The sequence below is a fragment of the Pseudarthrobacter sp. NCCP-2145 genome (assembly GCF_023708005.1).
Lineage (GTDB): Bacteria > Actinomycetota > Actinomycetes > Actinomycetales > Micrococcaceae > Arthrobacter > Arthrobacter oxydans.
This window is the reverse complement of the sequence record NZ_BRCG01000031.1, coordinates 1-13,771: the sequence shown is the minus strand read 5'-3', so window position 1 is coordinate 13,771 and position 13,771 is coordinate 1. Positions and strand designations below refer to the sequence as shown.

Annotated in this window: 15 protein-coding genes; 6 read left to right on the top strand and 9 right to left on the bottom strand. The window is 66.2% G+C overall.

Annotated elements, in window-relative coordinates; genetic code table 11:
- Positions 1-88 precede the first annotated feature (88 nt).
- The 3 genes from NFU08_RS19715 to NFU08_RS19705 are packed head-to-tail and all read right to left on the bottom strand — an operon-like array spanning position 89 to position 1,567.
- Positions 89-490, bottom strand: coding sequence for a type II toxin-antitoxin system VapC family toxin (locus NFU08_RS19715; protein WP_174175341.1), 402 nt, complete (start codon positions 488-490; stop codon positions 89-91).
- A complete protein-coding gene (locus NFU08_RS19710) occupies positions 487-750 on the bottom strand; it encodes a type II toxin-antitoxin system Phd/YefM family antitoxin (protein WP_174175343.1) in 264 nt (87 codons plus the stop codon). The genes NFU08_RS19715 and NFU08_RS19710 overlap by 4 nt, the downstream gene beginning before the upstream one ends.
- Positions 751-799: 49 nt before the next feature.
- A complete protein-coding gene (locus NFU08_RS19705) occupies positions 800-1,567 on the bottom strand; it encodes an alpha/beta fold hydrolase (RefSeq protein WP_251425679.1) in 768 nt (255 codons plus the stop codon).
- Positions 1,568-1,823: 256 nt separating this feature from the next.
- On the opposite strand from NFU08_RS19705, the gene NFU08_RS19700 reads away from it, so the two are divergent.
- Positions 1,824-2,027: a cold-shock protein gene (locus tag NFU08_RS19700; RefSeq protein ID WP_066274236.1), complete on the top strand. Its 204-nt coding sequence runs from the start codon at positions 1,824-1,826 to the stop codon at positions 2,025-2,027.
- Positions 2,028-2,426: 399 nt separating this feature from the next.
- Positions 2,427-3,275 (top strand): triacylglycerol lipase, encoded by an 849-nt coding sequence (locus tag NFU08_RS19695; RefSeq protein WP_251425677.1) that lies wholly within the window; start codon positions 2,427-2,429, stop codon positions 3,273-3,275.
- A gap of 8 nt (positions 3,276-3,283) precedes the next feature.
- On the opposite strand, the gene ctaD is transcribed toward NFU08_RS19695, so the two are convergent.
- Positions 3,284-4,960: a cytochrome c oxidase subunit I gene (gene ctaD, locus NFU08_RS19690; RefSeq protein WP_397426260.1), complete on the bottom strand. Its 1,677-nt coding sequence runs from the start codon at positions 4,958-4,960 to the stop codon at positions 3,284-3,286.
- Between the two features lie 176 nt (positions 4,961-5,136).
- Positions 5,137-5,874, bottom strand: coding sequence for a FadR/GntR family transcriptional regulator (locus NFU08_RS19685; RefSeq protein WP_174175349.1), 738 nt, complete (start codon positions 5,872-5,874; stop codon positions 5,137-5,139).
- A gap of 186 nt (positions 5,875-6,060) precedes the next feature.
- Between NFU08_RS19685 and NFU08_RS19680 the strand changes: the two genes are divergently transcribed.
- Both NFU08_RS19680 and NFU08_RS19675 read left to right on the top strand, forming a co-directional pair.
- Positions 6,061-6,606 carry a gluconokinase gene (locus NFU08_RS19680; protein WP_251425672.1) on the top strand — a complete coding sequence of 182 codons (546 nt, stop codon included), beginning with the start codon at positions 6,061-6,063 and terminating at the stop codon, positions 6,604-6,606.
- A 39-nt stretch (positions 6,607-6,645) separates the two neighbouring features.
- Entirely contained in the window at positions 6,646-8,049 is a 1,404-nt protein-coding gene (locus NFU08_RS19675; protein ID WP_174175353.1) for a GntP family permease, read from the top strand.
- 149 nt (positions 8,050-8,198) lie between these two features.
- Here the strand turns inward: NFU08_RS19675 and NFU08_RS19670 are convergent, their stop codons facing one another.
- Entirely contained in the window at positions 8,199-8,972 is a 774-nt protein-coding gene (locus NFU08_RS19670; protein WP_251425671.1) for a GAF domain-containing protein, read from the bottom strand.
- A 194-nt stretch (positions 8,973-9,166) separates the two neighbouring features.
- Positions 9,167-9,544 (bottom strand): TfoX/Sxy family protein, encoded by a 378-nt coding sequence (locus NFU08_RS19665; protein WP_174175357.1) that lies wholly within the window; start codon positions 9,542-9,544, stop codon positions 9,167-9,169.
- Positions 9,545-9,690: 146 nt separating this feature from the next.
- Between NFU08_RS19665 and NFU08_RS19660 the strand changes: the two genes are divergently transcribed.
- Positions 9,691-10,512 carry an SDR family NAD(P)-dependent oxidoreductase gene (locus NFU08_RS19660; RefSeq protein WP_251425669.1) on the top strand — a complete coding sequence of 274 codons (822 nt, stop codon included), beginning with the start codon at positions 9,691-9,693 and terminating at the stop codon, positions 10,510-10,512.
- Between the two features lie 116 nt (positions 10,513-10,628).
- Here NFU08_RS19660 and NFU08_RS19655 read toward each other — a convergent pair whose 3' ends face one another.
- Positions 10,629-11,246: an FMN-binding negative transcriptional regulator gene (locus NFU08_RS19655; RefSeq protein WP_251425667.1), complete on the bottom strand. Its 618-nt coding sequence runs from the start codon at positions 11,244-11,246 to the stop codon at positions 10,629-10,631.
- A 4-nt stretch (positions 11,247-11,250) separates the two neighbouring features.
- A complete protein-coding gene (locus NFU08_RS19650; protein WP_251425665.1) occupies positions 11,251-12,225 on the bottom strand; it encodes a DMT family transporter in 975 nt (324 codons plus the stop codon).
- Here NFU08_RS19650 and NFU08_RS19645 point away from each other — a divergent pair.
- Positions 12,224-13,639: a PLP-dependent aminotransferase family protein gene (locus tag NFU08_RS19645; RefSeq protein ID WP_251425663.1), complete on the top strand. Its 1,416-nt coding sequence runs from the start codon at positions 12,224-12,226 to the stop codon at positions 13,637-13,639. The two genes, NFU08_RS19650 and NFU08_RS19645, sit on opposite strands and share 2 nt — an antisense overlap.
- Positions 13,640-13,771: the final 132 nt, after the last annotated feature.

Below are 13,771 nucleotides of genomic sequence, written 5' to 3'. Positions count from 1 at the left end.
GGGGCTTCCGGCGGCCGAATGACTTATGTGCCCAAGCTACACGCAGCCGCCGACAATTGCGGAGGAGGAGGGGTGAGTCACGTCCTCGTTACGGCCCGGTCCGCATTCCCGGGGACAGGACGTTGATGCCGGCATCAACCGCTGCGGTGAGGAGTTCGACGTCGTACGAGACAAGAACGTCAACCTGCAGACGGATAGCAGTGGCCAGGTGAATGGCATCCGCGCTGCGCAGCCTGCCCGGCAGAGCCGCTGCGTACATGAGGTCCGAACGTACAAGATCGACCAGGTTGATGCCGCCGAGCGCTGCATTGACCAGTTCGCCGTGTATCGCACGGCGGCGCGCTGCGCAGTGGAGTTCTGTGTAGAGGAGCATGGACGCAACCAGGCTGTGGGTCTGGGAAGCTGCTGACAGGTACGCCGCCAAGGTGGGCGATTCCTGCTCCTCCACCACGAGTTTGAGGACTGCCGATGTATCCGCGTAAATGATCAACGGTCACCGCGAAGGTCGTCCAGAATCTCCTCCGTGCTGGATTCCAGAGTGACCCGGTGCAAGGCGGTGAAGTCGACGGGTCCAGTTGCGGGGCGTACCTGGCCTGCCAGCAGCAACCGTTCAAGGGGGGAAGCTGACGGCGGGATGAGTGTAGCGGCGATTTCGCCATTGTTGGTGACGTCGATTGTCTCCCCGTTCTTCACGCGTTCGAGGATCTTGCTGCTCTCGTTCCGCAGTTCACGGTGTGGAATTGTTGCCATAGCGCACCTCCGTAGCAAGTGTAGCAACCCAGGTGGCCCGGGGGAAGGTTCAGTCGCGTCCTTCCGCTTGCTCCCAGTGCCGCCGCAGCATCTCCGCCAGCCTGACGGGCTCCATCCGGTGGGGCGGGTCGAAGTGGTGGCGCTTGGGGAAGACTTCTAGATGGAAGTCCGGGAAGAAGACCCGCGCCAGCCGGCCGGCAATCTCGCCGTAGTCATCCGCGTTGCTCAGGCCGCCGAGGGCGCAGAACACGGGCGGGCGGAACGCCGCCAGGCGTTCCCGGTCCAGGTCGTAGCTCCGGAAGGTGCGCAGGAATGCCTTGATTCCGGCCGGCCGCCTAGCCATCCACGGCGGCGGGGGACCCGGCGGTGGCGGCGGAAGGACGACGTCGGGCTTGACTCCCAGCCTCATGAAGGCGGGCATGAGCTGCTCCGGAGGGAGGGCCTCCAGCTGTTCGTACTTTTTCCAGATCTCCGCGTGGGCGGGGCTCCAGTCCCAGGTCCCGGCCCAGGCGGGCTCCAGCAGGGCCAGGCTGAGCAGCCGCTCGGGGTGTTTCGGGGCGAAGGCCAGCGCCGCAGCCCCGCCGCCGGAATAGCCCACAAGGTGGAACGTTTCCCATCCCAGGGCATCAGCCTCGCGCAGCACGCCGCTGACCTCTGTGTCCAGGCTCCAGCCGGGCGGAGGCTCGTCCTCCGTGTAAAGCTCCAGGTCCTTGGCCACCGCCTGGACGTCCGGCCCCAGGGCTTCAATCAGAGCGCCGTACGCTTCCTGCGCGGGGAGGACGGCGCCCGGAAGCAGGATGGCCCGCATCGGTTCCATGGCAGAACCATACGCCTGGTGCCGCTGCTCCTGACAGGCCTGTGGAAGGGTACTGGGGTACCTCGGAGGCCGGTTGGTAATTGCTGCGCGCAATCTCCTGTAGTGTTGATCCTGTTGTTGTGTTTATGCAGTTGGTAGTTCAGGCAGTACGCGCGGTCGAAAGTCCGCGTTCTTCTGAAGTAGCGGTTTTGAACACCCCACACCGGAGGGCCCGAAAGTCGGGACATTCCCTCCACCTTCACGAAGGACAAAAATAATGGCTACTGGTACCGTCAAATGGTTTAACGCTGAAAAGGGCTTCGGCTTCATTTCCCCCGATGACTCCTCACAGGACGTTTTCGCACACTACTCTGCGATCGCTTCCTCCGGCTTCCGCTCACTCGAAGAGAACCAGAAGGTCTCCTTCGAAACCGAGCAGGGCCCCAAGGGTCCCCAGGCCGTAAACATCCAGTCCCTCTAATTCCTTAGAGAAACTGGGGCCTTAGGGTTTCAAAGTTTGAAAGCATGGCCGGTCACTGACCGGCCATGCTTTTGTTTAACCCGCCTGTGCCAGCACGCCCCGCGATGCGGCGGCGCCGGTGCCGGATGTGAACGTTTGTGCAGCCGCCATGAACCGCTGGCCAGGCCCGGGCATTGGTCAGGCACTCCGCGCACGGCAGCCCATTTAGCTACTGACCAGTAACAACACGTGCTGAGCGTGCCAGGCGGTCCACATCCCGCGGGCTTGCGGCTTCCTCACGCAGCCGCGCACGTCCGTTCAGTTCACGCCGCTGCCGTACCCGGCGTGCCTAGCATGGAAACCGGGCCCACAGCCTGGCTTCCGGCCCTGCACCCGCTGACACAAAACAAAGAGGTTTCCATGTCGCTGCTCACCAGAACCTTGTCCCTTGCCGCCTCCGCTGTCCTGGCCTCATCCCTGGCCGTGGCACCCGCCCAGGCGGCCGCCGTCGAAATTTCCCCTCCCGGCGCTAATGACTGGTCCTGCACGCCAACTGCCGAACACCCCTATCCGGTGGTCCTGGTGCCCGGCACGTTCGAGAGCATGGTGAAGAACTGGTCCACCCTCTCGCCCTACCTCAAGAGCCAGGGCTACTGCGTGTTTGCCCTGAACTACGGCGAGACGAACGGCGTCTACGCCACGGCACCCGTCGCGGACTCAGCCCAGGAACTCGCCCCGTTCGTTGACGCGGTCCTGGCTGCCACCGGCGCCAGGAAGGTGAACCTGGTGGGCCACAGCCAGGGCGGCATGATGCCCCGCTACTACATGGGCTTCCTCGGCGGGGCCAAGAACGTCAACCAGCTCATCGGCATCGCCCCCTCCAACCACGGCACCGAGGGCGTGATCATCCCGCCGCCGGAGGTCCTGGAAGACCCGGACTTCACCGCGCTCGGGTGTGCCGCGTGTGCCGACCAGCAGGCCGGCTCCCCGTTCATGCAGAAGCTCAATTCCATCGGTGACACCGTGGCCGGGCCGTCGTACACCGTGATCTCCACGGTCTATGACGAAGTGGTGATCCCGTACAACAGCCAGTTCCTCGCCGGCCCGGCGCGGCAGGTCACCAACATCACCATCCAGGACAAGTGCCCGTTGGACGTCTTCGAGCATGACCAGACACCCAACGACCCCGTGGTCCACCAGATCGTGGCCCACGCCCTGGGCAGGAGCTCAGGCCCGGCGGACCCGGCCTACCAGCCCCGCTGCGTGTAGCCTCTCCGCTACTCGTCCGGGCTCGGGCTGCGGACGTCCTTCTGGCCAATGTCGGCAGCGCCCAGTGCTGCCGCCGCCGGGCCGTGCGTGGTGTCGTGCTCGCGGACCCGGAGCTCCGGGTGGTGCAGGTCCAGTGCCGGGCGCTCCGAGCGGATCCGCGGCAGCGACGTGAAGTTGTGCCGGGGCGGCGGGCAGGACGTGGCCCATTCCAGCGAGGCGCCGAAGCCCCAGGGATCATCCACGGTCACCTTCGTCCCGGTCCGCCAGGTGATGTAGACGTTCCAGAAGAACGGGAGCAGGGAAGCTCCCAGGAGGAAGGACGACATGGTGGAGAACTGGTTCATCCACGTGAAGTTGTCCTCCACCAGGTAGTCGGCGTACCGGCGGGGCATGCCCATGACGCCCAGCCAGTGCTGGATCAGGAAGGTGCCGTGGAAGCCCAGGAACAGCATCCAGAAATGGATCTTTCCAAGGCGCTCGTTGAGCATGGTGCCGGTGAACTTGGGCCACCAGAAGTAGAACCCGGCGAACATCGCGAACACCACGGTGCCGAAGACCACGTAGTGGAAGTGTGCCACCACGAAGTAGGTGTCGGAGACGTGGAAGTCCAGCGGCGGGGAGGCCAGGATGATGCCGGTGAGGCCGCCGAAGAGGAACGTGACCAGGAAGCCGATGCTCCACAGCATGGGCGTCTCGAAGGTCAAGGAACCGCCCCACATGGTGCCGATCCAGTTGAAGAACTTCACGCCGGTGGGCACTGCGATCAGCATGGTCATGAACGCGAAGAACGGCAGCAGCACCGAGCCGGTCACGTACATGTGGTGCGCCCAGACGGTCATGGAGAGTGCGGCTATGGCAATGGTGGCGTAGACCAGGCCTTTGTAGCCGAAGATCGGCTTGCGGCTGAACACCGGGAAGATCTCGGAGACGATGCCGAAGAACGGCAGGGCGATGATGTACACCTCGGGGTGGCCGAAGAACCAGAACAGGTGCTGCCAGAGGACTGCTCCGCCGTTCTCCGGATCGTAGATGTGGGCACCGAAGCGCCGGTCCGCACCAAGCGCGAACAGGGCGGCTGCCAGCGGCGGGAAGGCCATGATCACCAGGATTGAGGTGACCAGGGTGTTCCAGGTGAAGATCGGCATCCGCCACATGGTCAGTCCCGGGGCGCGCATGCAGATGATGGTGGTGATGAAGTTGACCGCACCCAGGATGGTCCCGAAGCCGGACAGCGCCAGGCCGAACACCCAGAGGTCACCGCCGATGCCCGGACTGAACGTGGTATCGGAGAGCGGAGCGTAGGCAAACCAGCCGAAGGACGCGGCGCCCTGGGGCGTGATGAAGCCGGACATCGCAATGGTGGAGCCGAAGAGGAAGAACCAGAAGGCCAGCGCATTGAGCCGCGGGAAGGCCACGTCCGGAGCGCCGATCTGCAGCGGCATGATGAAGTTGGCAAACCCGGCGAAAAGCGGGGTGGCGAACATGAGCAGCATCGCAATGCCGTGCATCGTGAACAGCTGGTTGTACTGCTCCTTGGTCTGCAGGATCTGCATGCCGGGCTCGAACAGCTCAGCGCGGATGAGCAGGGCCATCACCCCGGCCAGGCAGAAGAAGGCAAACGACGTGATCAGGTACATGTACCCGATGGTCTTGTGGTCGGTGGTGGTGATCCAGTTGACCACCATGCTGCCCTTGCGGCGCTTCGTGACAGCCGGCGCGGCGGTGGCAGCGAGCCCTTCAGTTGAATGTTCCGCAGTGGCCATCTTCCACCTCACCGAATCTTCCGTATGGCGCGGCAGGTCCTTCATGGGCCCTACTTTGAAGGCTACTCAGGATCATGGCCTCCGGGAAGGGGGTTCGTTCAGCCGCCCAGGCCCATCGCTTCCCGCACCTCGTCCAGGATGTGGTGCATCGCCGACTCCGCCACGGCAGTGTCGCCATTGGCCACAGCTGCCGCCACGTCCTCGTGCGCCTGAAGTGCCTCGTCCCGGGGCTTGAACGGCATGAGCCCCTGCTGGGTCCGGCTGGTCAGCACTTCCGCCACCATGCCTTCCAGCGCCTGGAACATCTCGTTCCCGCAGCTTCGCAGGAGCAGCTGGTGAAACTCGATGTCAGCGGCCAGGAACCCCTGGAGGTCGCCGGCTTCACCGAGCCGCCGCAGCTCAGCCCCGAGGGCAACGAGCTGGGCACGTTCCGCGGCACTGGCGCGCCGGGCCGCACCGGCGGCGGCGATGGGTTCGACGGCGATGCGCAGCTCGGTGAGGCTGCTGTACTGGAGTTCGCGCCGGTCTGACGCCAGCCGCCAGCGCACCAGCTTCGGGTCAAAAACGTTCCAGAGGGACCGGTCCTGCACCACAATGCCCACGCGCCGCCGCGAGTAGACCAGGTTCATGGACTCCAGGACCTTCATGGTGTCCCTGGCCACGGTCCGCGATATGCCGTATTCCTGCTGCAGCCCCTCAAGGGTGAGCCGGCTGCCGGGGGCCAGGTTGCCGGAAGCGATGGCAACCCCTACCGCCTCCAGGACCCGCTCATGCATCGCGGGGGAGGCCCCGCCGTCGTGCGCTTCATCCGCGCCCTCATCTGTCGCCGTCGACATTCTGTCCGCCTCTCCTGCGCCGCAGCGCCCTCCCAGAATACCGGGAAAAGAGCAAAGGTATGACCTGTAACACGAAAAGATAGTATCTTTTAGTCGAAAAGGTGATACCTTATGGCGTAGCCCACTTTTTGAGGGCATGCAGCGAGCTTCTTCGAAAGCCAAAGACGTCTTCTCCGGAGGTATGACATGCAGTATCCCCCCACGCACCTGGTGGTCATGGGCGTTGCCGGATCCGGCAAAACCACCCTTGCGGCGGCCCTTTCCTCGCAGCTGGGCTGGGCCTGCGCCGAGGCGGACGAGTTCCACCCCGAAGCCAACATCACCAAAATGACGCAGGGCATCCCGCTCCAGGACGAGGACCGCTGGCCCTGGCTGCGGGAAATCCGCACCTGGATGACCGCCCAGGCGAACGCCGGCTGCAGCACCGTCCTGACGTGTTCCGCCCTCAAGAAAAGCTACCGCCAGCTCCTGTCCGAAGCGGAGGGCCGCGTCGTCTTCCTCCATCTCGACGGCGGCGCGGACCTGATCAGCCAGCGCATGCTGGGCAGGGAAGGCCACTTCATGCCGCCCACCCTGCTGCCCAGCCAGCTGGCCACCCTCGAGCCGCTCAGCCAGGAAGAGCTCGACGCCGGCAGTCTCCGCCTCGACATCTCGCAGTCGCCTGATCAGCTGGTCGCCGCCGTCGTGCAGGCGTTGCAGCTTCCCGCCGGCCAGGCGCCCTGCGCGCCCTGACCCCTAGAACCCCAACAAATACTGTTTCAAAGGAGAACCATGACCATCGAAGGATGGACCCAAACGCTGGGCGCAGGACCCCTGCTGCTCATCGCCGGAGCAGCGATCCTCGTCCTGCTGTTCCTGATCATCAAGCTGCGCATGCACGCCCTGATCGCCCTGATCCTCATCAGCCTCGCCACCGCCTTCGCCACCGGCATTCCGGCCAACCAGGTGGTCCCTGTGCTGATCAACGGCTTCGGCACCACGCTCGGCACCGTGGCACTCCTGGTGGGCCTGGGCGCCATGCTCGGCCGCATCGTGGAAACCAGCGGCGGCGCCAAGGTGCTGGCCGACTACCTCATCGGTGTCTTCGGTGAAAAGCGTGCCCCGTTTGCACTGGGCCTGGCCTCCCTGATCTTCGGCTTCCCCATCTTCTTCGACGCCGGCCTGGTGGTCATGCTGCCCGTCGTGTTCGCCGTGGCCCACCGCCTGGGCGGGGGAGTGCTCCGCTACGGCCTGCCCGCCGCCGGCGCGTTCTCCGTGATGCACATCTTCCTGCCCCCGCACCCGGGCCCAGTCTCCGCATCTGCGTTCTTCGACGCCAACATCGGCCTGGTCACCATCGCCGGCCTTCTCGTCGCCATCCCCACCTGGTACGTCACCGCCTACCTCTTCGGCCTCTACACCGGCAAGAAGCTGGTCCTGCCCGTACCGGAAATCCTGGGCCACGCCTCCGCCGAGGCGGAATCACACCCGCCGCGCTTCCGCACCGTGGTGGGCCTGCTGCTCCTGCCGCTGCTCCTGATCTTCATGAACACCGGGCTGAACACCCTAGCCTCATCCGGTGTGCTCGCCGAAGGCGTCAAGGACGAGCAGTGGTACCAGGTCCTCCGGACCCTGGGTGAGACCCCGGTGGCGCTGCTGATCTCGGTGCTGGTGGCCCTGTTCGTTCTGGGCACCAAGCGCGGCAAGGACGCCGGAGCCCTCGAGAAGCTCCTCGAATCCTCGCTCGGCCCGGTCTGCTCCGTCATCTTGATCACCGGCGCCGGCGGCATGTTCGGCGGCGTCCTGCGCACCTCCGGCATCGGCCAGGCACTCGCCGATGTCCTGGGCGACCTGGGCATTCCGCTGATCCTCGCAGGCTTCCTGATCTCCAGCATCCTGCGCATCGCCCAGGGATCAGCAACCGTTGCACTGACCACCACCGCAGGCCTGATCGCTCCGGCTGTGGCCCTGGCCGGACTGAACGGCATGCAGGTGGCCGCCATGGTAATCGCCGTGGCCGCCGGCTCCGTGGTGGTCTCCCACGTGAACGACTCCGGCTTCTGGCTGGTGGGCCGCTTCTTCGGCATGGACGTCAAGACCACGCTGAAGACCTGGACCGTTATGGAAACCCTCATCGGTGTGATGGGCTTCGCCATCGCGGCCGTGATCTTCCTGGTGGCCGGAGTGGCGGGCTAGCGCCCTCCCCAGCCACGGCTGAGTGGACAACAGCGGCGGGGCGGGCAGCAGGAATGCTGGCCGCCCCGCCGTCGTCGTACCCGGAGTCTCTTTGGGCCTGACCGCACGGCCGGGATGGAGCCGTGGGGCGGGCTGGATGGCGGCCGGTGCTACGTGCGGGCGTCGATGTCCTTCTGGACCACGGCGGCGAGCGTGCGCAGCACCTGCTGATCGGACGGGGAGAAGGACCTGGGCTGCTGGTCGATGACGCAGAGCGTCCCAATGTTCCAGCCCCGCGGCCCGTGCAGGGGGTAGCCGGCGTAGAAGCGGATATAGGGCTCGCCGGTGACCAGCGGATTCGAAGCAAACCTGTCATCGGACAGCGTGTCATTGATGACCAGCATCGCGTTCCGCTCCACCGTTTCCGTGCAGAGCGCGAAGATGCGGGGAGCCTCCTCGCGCAACGGCCCGACGGCCGACTTGAAGAACTGGGCATCCTCGGCGATCAGGGACAGCGACGCTGCACCCACGCCGAAGAACTTCCAGGCGGCAGCAACAACGCGGTCGTACACTTCCTCCGGACCGGTGTACAGAAGGTCCGTCTCGTGCAGCGACTTCAGGCGTTCGGCCTCGGCCCGTTCCGGGGAAAGCAGGGATTTGCCGGCGGCCCCCAGGGCGGCAAGCGCGTCTTCTTTGTCAGGCTGGCGGCGGGCCGGTTCCCGGCCCGCCGGCCGTGCCCGGGTCTGTTCTGCCGGGAGGTCCTTCGCCGCATCAGGCCCGCGTTCGATCGCGGGCAGGGCCAGTGCTTCATGTAGGTAGGCGTCCAGTTCGAACGCGGAACAGGGGGACCTGCCGAAGTAGGACGGCCAAAGCTTTTGTGGATCCAAGCCGATCGTGGCGGCGAGTTCGAGCCGCCGCTTCACCTCTTTGTCGATTGCGTCCACCTCCCATGAGACGCGTTTCCGGGGTCCACGCACTCTGTAGTTGCAAAAGCCATGTTGATAAGCTTACTTAGTAATTGCGGCCCCGGCTACCTGGCATGGTTCCGGGGCTTCCAGGCGTTCGGGTGACGGCGCAACTTCGCCGCTGGCGCACCGCAGCCAGGCCGGGGTTTGTGGTGTGGGGCTTTAGTGCAGGGCTACCTGCCTGCGGTACGGCTCTTGGGCGCTTTCGGGGGCAGTCCCGCCACATGTTCATACGCTTTGCGGATCCATGCCCTGGCGCGGGCATCATCGCCGTCGCCTTCCTCATTCCAGATCTCCGGCAGGCCGGTATACTCGCGCATCGGCCGGTCCGCCGGGCCGAACGGGACGGTCCGCTCGCCGCTTTCGAGCTGCTGCCTGTCCCCACTGGAGAGCCGGATGCCGATGGTGGGCCCGAAAAGCCCGGCGAACATGTTGCCGTTGACGAACGCGCCGAGGTTCCCGAACATCGGCTTCACCGACACCTCCGGGACGTCCGGAACCAGCGACCGGAAACGCTCCTTGTCAGCCTCCGTCGCTTTGGGCATCTCCATTGCTTCCCCCTGGGATCGGACGGCTGGTGTGTGCAGGATATGCCCTGCGGGGTGTGCCGGGGAACACCCGCCGGTCCGCCGTCGTTGTGCCGGTAGGCAGCGCGCCCACGCCGGGCGCCGGACGTTCCCCAACCGAAGGACACCCCTTGACCCCTCGCACCATCGTGATCACCGGCGCCAGCGACGGCATCGGCGCAGCAGCCGCGCGTACCCTGGCCAGGGCAGGGGACCAGGTGATCGTCGTCGGCCGCTCGGAGGAAAAGACGCGGGCCATTGCCAAGGAGCTGGACGCCGACTACTTTGTCAGCGACTTCTCCGAGCTCGCGCAGGTCCGCACCCTGGCCGCCCAGCTGGAGTCCGACTACCCGCGCATCGACGTCCTGGCCAACAACGCCGGCGGCATCATGGGCAAGCGCACCCTCACCGTGGACGGCAACGAGGCAACGTTCCAGATCAACCACCTGGCCCCGTTCCTCCTCACCACGCTGCTGATGGAAACCCTCGCTGCCAGCAACGCCAAGGTGATCAACACGTCCAGCGGCGCCAACAGCTTCGGCAAGCTGGACCTGTTCGACCTCAACGCCGAGCACGGCTACTCCACCAACCGCGCCTACGGCACCGGCAAGCTCGCCAACATTCTCTTCACGTCCGAGCTGCACCGCCGCTTTGGTGGGCAGGGAATCACGACGGCGGCGTTCCACCCGGGCGTTGTGCGCACCAACTTCGCGGCGGACTCCACCAGCCCGTTCCGGCACGCCTACAAGACCCTGCTGAACCGCTTCATGCTGACCCCGGACCAGGGTGCCGACACCCTCCTGTGGCTGGTCAACGGCACTGCGGGCAAGGACTGGATTTCCGGGGCGTATTACTACAAGCGTGCCCTGGCCAAGGCCAACCCCCAGGCCTACGACGCCGAGCTGGCCCGCCGCCTGTGGGAGCAGAGCGAGGAGCTGGTCAAGGGCTCCTGAGGTCCGCTGCCGGCCGGATGCAACGGAAATGCGTGGCTTTTGGGGTTTGCCAGAGGCGGAGCCCGCGTGTTGTCGGGGCCAGGCTCCTTGGGAAGTCCAAACGTCACGCATTTGCGTCAGCGGGCGCGCTCTACATCCGCCGCGGCCTGTGGCTGGCCCCGGGCTACCAGGCCGGCCAGCACGCCATCCACGTCCGCTTCCGGCCGGTTCTGGCTCAGCTTGGCCTTCGCCTCGATCCGGGTGATGACCAGTTCCACGCCAACAATTGCCCGCAACTGCCCGGAGATGAAGCGCTCTGGTGCGTCGTCCACGTCCCAGGGATGGTCGAAGCCGGACTCGTGCACCCCGGTGAGACGCCGGACCTGCCGGTCCAGCCACGCCGGATCGTCATGGATCACCAGCCGCCCGTACACATGCGCCGTGGTGTAGTTCCACGTGGGGACTACGCGTCCGTGCTCGGCCTTGGCGGCGTACCAGGACGGGGAGATGTAGGCGTCCGCGCCCTGGATGATGGCAAGGGCCTCCCCGACGGCGGGCGCGGACCACTGCGTGTTGTTCCGCGCCAGGTGCCCCTGCAGCGCGCCGAACTCCCCGGCGTCGGGCTCGTAGACAAAGGGCAGGAGTGTAGCCACGAGGCCCTGCTGGGTCATGGTGACCAGGTTTGCCGCACCCGGCCTGGTGAGCAGGTGCTGGACGGTTTCTGAGACAGCGGCGAAGTGGGCTGGAATGTACATGGGGCTAGTCCTTTACCGGCTGGAGTGCTGCGGGATGAAGTTCGGAGGACGGGGCCGGGGCGGGCTTGATCCGAACCCGGACGGCCGCCGCGGCGCACAGGATGACGGCCAGCCCGCCCAGGACCGTGGACCAGGCCAGGGCCTCACCCAGCAGGAGCGCCGCCCAGCAGATGGTGAGGACGGGCTGGATGAGCTGGATCTGGCTGACCCGGGCGATGGGGCCGATGGCCAGGCCGCGGTACCAGGCGAAGAATCCCAGGAACATGCTCACCACGGCGAGGTACCCGAACGCTGCCCACTGCACGGGAGTCGCGGACGGCGGCTGCTGGGAAGCGGACGCGGCTGCCAGGACCAGCATCAACGGCGAGGCGAGGACCAGTGCCCACGAAATGGTCTGCCAGGAGCCCAGTTCCCGGGCCAGCAGGCCACCTTCCGCATAGCCGATCGCCGCGGCGGCCACCGAACCGAGGAGCAGCAGGTCCGCCCAGAGGATGACGCCAAGGCCGCCGGACTGGGCGGACGCGAAGACGGTCACCGCAAGGGCGCCCACACCGCTGACGAGCCAGAACGCCACGGGCGGGCGTTCCCGCCCGCGAATGACCGCAGCGGTGGCCGTCGCGGCAGGCAGCAGGGCGATGACAACGGCGCCGTGGCTTGCGGCGGTGCTGGTCAGGGCGTAGGAGGTCAGTAGCGGAAAGCCGATGACGACGCCGGCAGCGACGACCGCCACACGGAGCCATTGCGTCCCGCGGGGGAGCGCCTGCCGGGTGAGTGCCAGTGCGGCACCGGCCAAAACAGCCGCCACTACTGCCCTGCCCGATCCGATAAACAGCGGCGCCAGGCCTGCGACCGCCACTTTGGTGAACGGGACGGTGAGCGAGAATGCCGCGACTCCAAGGAAGCCGAGCCACAATCCGGCTGAGTTGGAATGGGATAACGCGGTGCGCCTCAGAGGAGTAGCGCTACTATTGTCTCTCATGAACAACGATAGCAGTTCGCGGATTGTGGCGCACCTGAAATCCTGGATGGCCACTGCGGCGCCGGGAGCGAAACTGCCCTCCACCCGGTCCCTCGTGGCCGACTACCAGGCAAGTCCCGTCACGGTGCAGAAGGCCCTGCAGACCCTCACGGCGCAGGGACTCATCGAGAGCCGGCCGGGCGTCGGGACCTTCGTGCGGGCGGTCCGGATGGCACGCCCATCCGACTACGGCTGGCAGACGGCGGCCCTCCGCTCCCCGCTGGCGGCACTGCCACCGGCCTCCTCCACTATGCGGGAGGTGCCCCAGGACGCGATTTCCTTCCATTCGGGCTACCCCGCCAGGGAGCTCCTGCCCGAGCGGCTGGTCCGGGCAGCGCTCACCCGGGCCGCACGCGGAGACGCGGCGCTGTCCCGGCCTCCCGCCGCGGGGATGCCGGAGCTGCAATCGTGGTTCGCCCAGGAGCTCACAGCGTCGACGCCCGCTGGGATTACTCCGCCCAACCCGAGCGACGTCGTCGTACTCCCTGGCAGCCAGAGCGGACTGAGCTCCATCTTCAGTGCCCTGGTGGGAAGGGGGCGGCCGCTGCTAATGGAGTCACCCTCTTACTGGGGCGCCATCCTGGCGGCGGCGCAAGCTGGTGTCCGTGTTGTGCCGGTGCCCAGCGGACCGGACGGGCCGGAACCGGGGGAGCTGGCCCGCGCCTTCGACGAATCAGGCGCCCGGGTCTTCTACGCGCAGCCCAACTACGCCAACCCCACGGGCGCGCAGTGGCCAGCGGAGACGCGCGACCAGGTCCTTGACGTGATCCGTGCCAAGGGGGCGTTCCTTGTGGAGGACGACTGGGCGCACGACTTTGGCATCAGCTCCCACCCCGTACCGGTGGCCTCCCGCGACGATTCCGGGCATGTTGTGTACCTGCGCTCGCTGACCAAGAGCGTTTCCACGTCCATCCGGGTGGCCGCACTCATTGCACGCGGTCCGGCGAGGGACCGCATCCTGGCTGACAGGGCGGCGGAATCGATGTACGTCAGCGGGCTTCTGCAGGCGGCAGCGCTCGACGTCGTCACGCAGCCGGGGTGGCAGACGCACCTGCGCAGCCTGCGGCACCAGCTGGAGTCACGCCGGGACCTGCTGGTCACCAGCGTCCGGGAACATATTCCGCAGGCGCACATTGAACAGGTGCCGAAAGGGGGGCTTAACCTGTGGCTGCGCCTGCCCGACGGCACGGACCTGCAGCGGCTGGTCCGGGACTGCGAGACAGCGGGCGTCATCGTCGCCCGCGGAGACGAATGGTTTCCAGCGGAACCGGCGGGTCCGTTTATCCGGCTCAACTTTTCGGGCACGAATCCGGGCGCCTTCCCCGAAGGCGCCCGGATCATTGGGCAGATGCTGGAGCGGAACCCGGCTTATTGAGCCGCCTGGCTAGCGGTCCAGCGCTGCTGTCGCGCCGTGGTGGGAGAAGGTTGTGCGTGCCTCGGGGGTTTCGTCTGTGGCGGTGGGCGCATGCCGGGGCGGATCATGGAGGTGTCTGTCACGGTTGACGCC

Coding starts and splice junctions, on each gene's coding strand:
- NFU08_RS19700 (WP_066274236.1), top strand. CDS start 1,824: ATGGCTACTGGTACCGTCAAATGGTTTAACGCTGAAAAGGGCTTCGGC.
- NFU08_RS19645 (WP_251425663.1), top strand. CDS start 12,224: ATGAACAACGATAGCAGTTCGCGGATTGTGGCGCACCTGAAATCCTGG.
- NFU08_RS19665 (WP_174175357.1), bottom strand. CDS start 9,544: ATGGAGATGCCCAAAGCGACGGAGGCTGACAAGGAGCGTTTCCGGTCG.
- NFU08_RS19705 (WP_251425679.1), bottom strand. CDS start 1,567: ATGGAACCGATGCGGGCCATCCTGCTTCCGGGCGCCGTCCTCCCCGCG.
- NFU08_RS19710 (WP_174175343.1), bottom strand. CDS start 750: ATGGCAACAATTCCACACCGTGAACTGCGGAACGAGAGCAGCAAGATC.
- ctaD (WP_397426260.1), bottom strand. CDS start 4,960: ATGGTGGTCAACTGGATCACCACCACCGACCACAAGACCATCGGGTAC.
- NFU08_RS19680 (WP_251425672.1), top strand. CDS start 6,061: ATGCAGTATCCCCCCACGCACCTGGTGGTCATGGGCGTTGCCGGATCC.
- NFU08_RS19650 (WP_251425665.1), bottom strand. CDS start 12,225: ATGAGAGACAATAGTAGCGCTACTCCTCTGAGGCGCACCGCGTTATCC.
- NFU08_RS19675 (WP_174175353.1), top strand. CDS start 6,646: ATGACCATCGAAGGATGGACCCAAACGCTGGGCGCAGGACCCCTGCTG.
- NFU08_RS19695 (WP_251425677.1), top strand. CDS start 2,427: ATGTCGCTGCTCACCAGAACCTTGTCCCTTGCCGCCTCCGCTGTCCTG.
- NFU08_RS19685 (WP_174175349.1), bottom strand. CDS start 5,874: ATGTCGACGGCGACAGATGAGGGCGCGGATGAAGCGCACGACGGCGGG.
- NFU08_RS19655 (WP_251425667.1), bottom strand. CDS start 11,246: ATGTACATTCCAGCCCACTTCGCCGCTGTCTCAGAAACCGTCCAGCAC.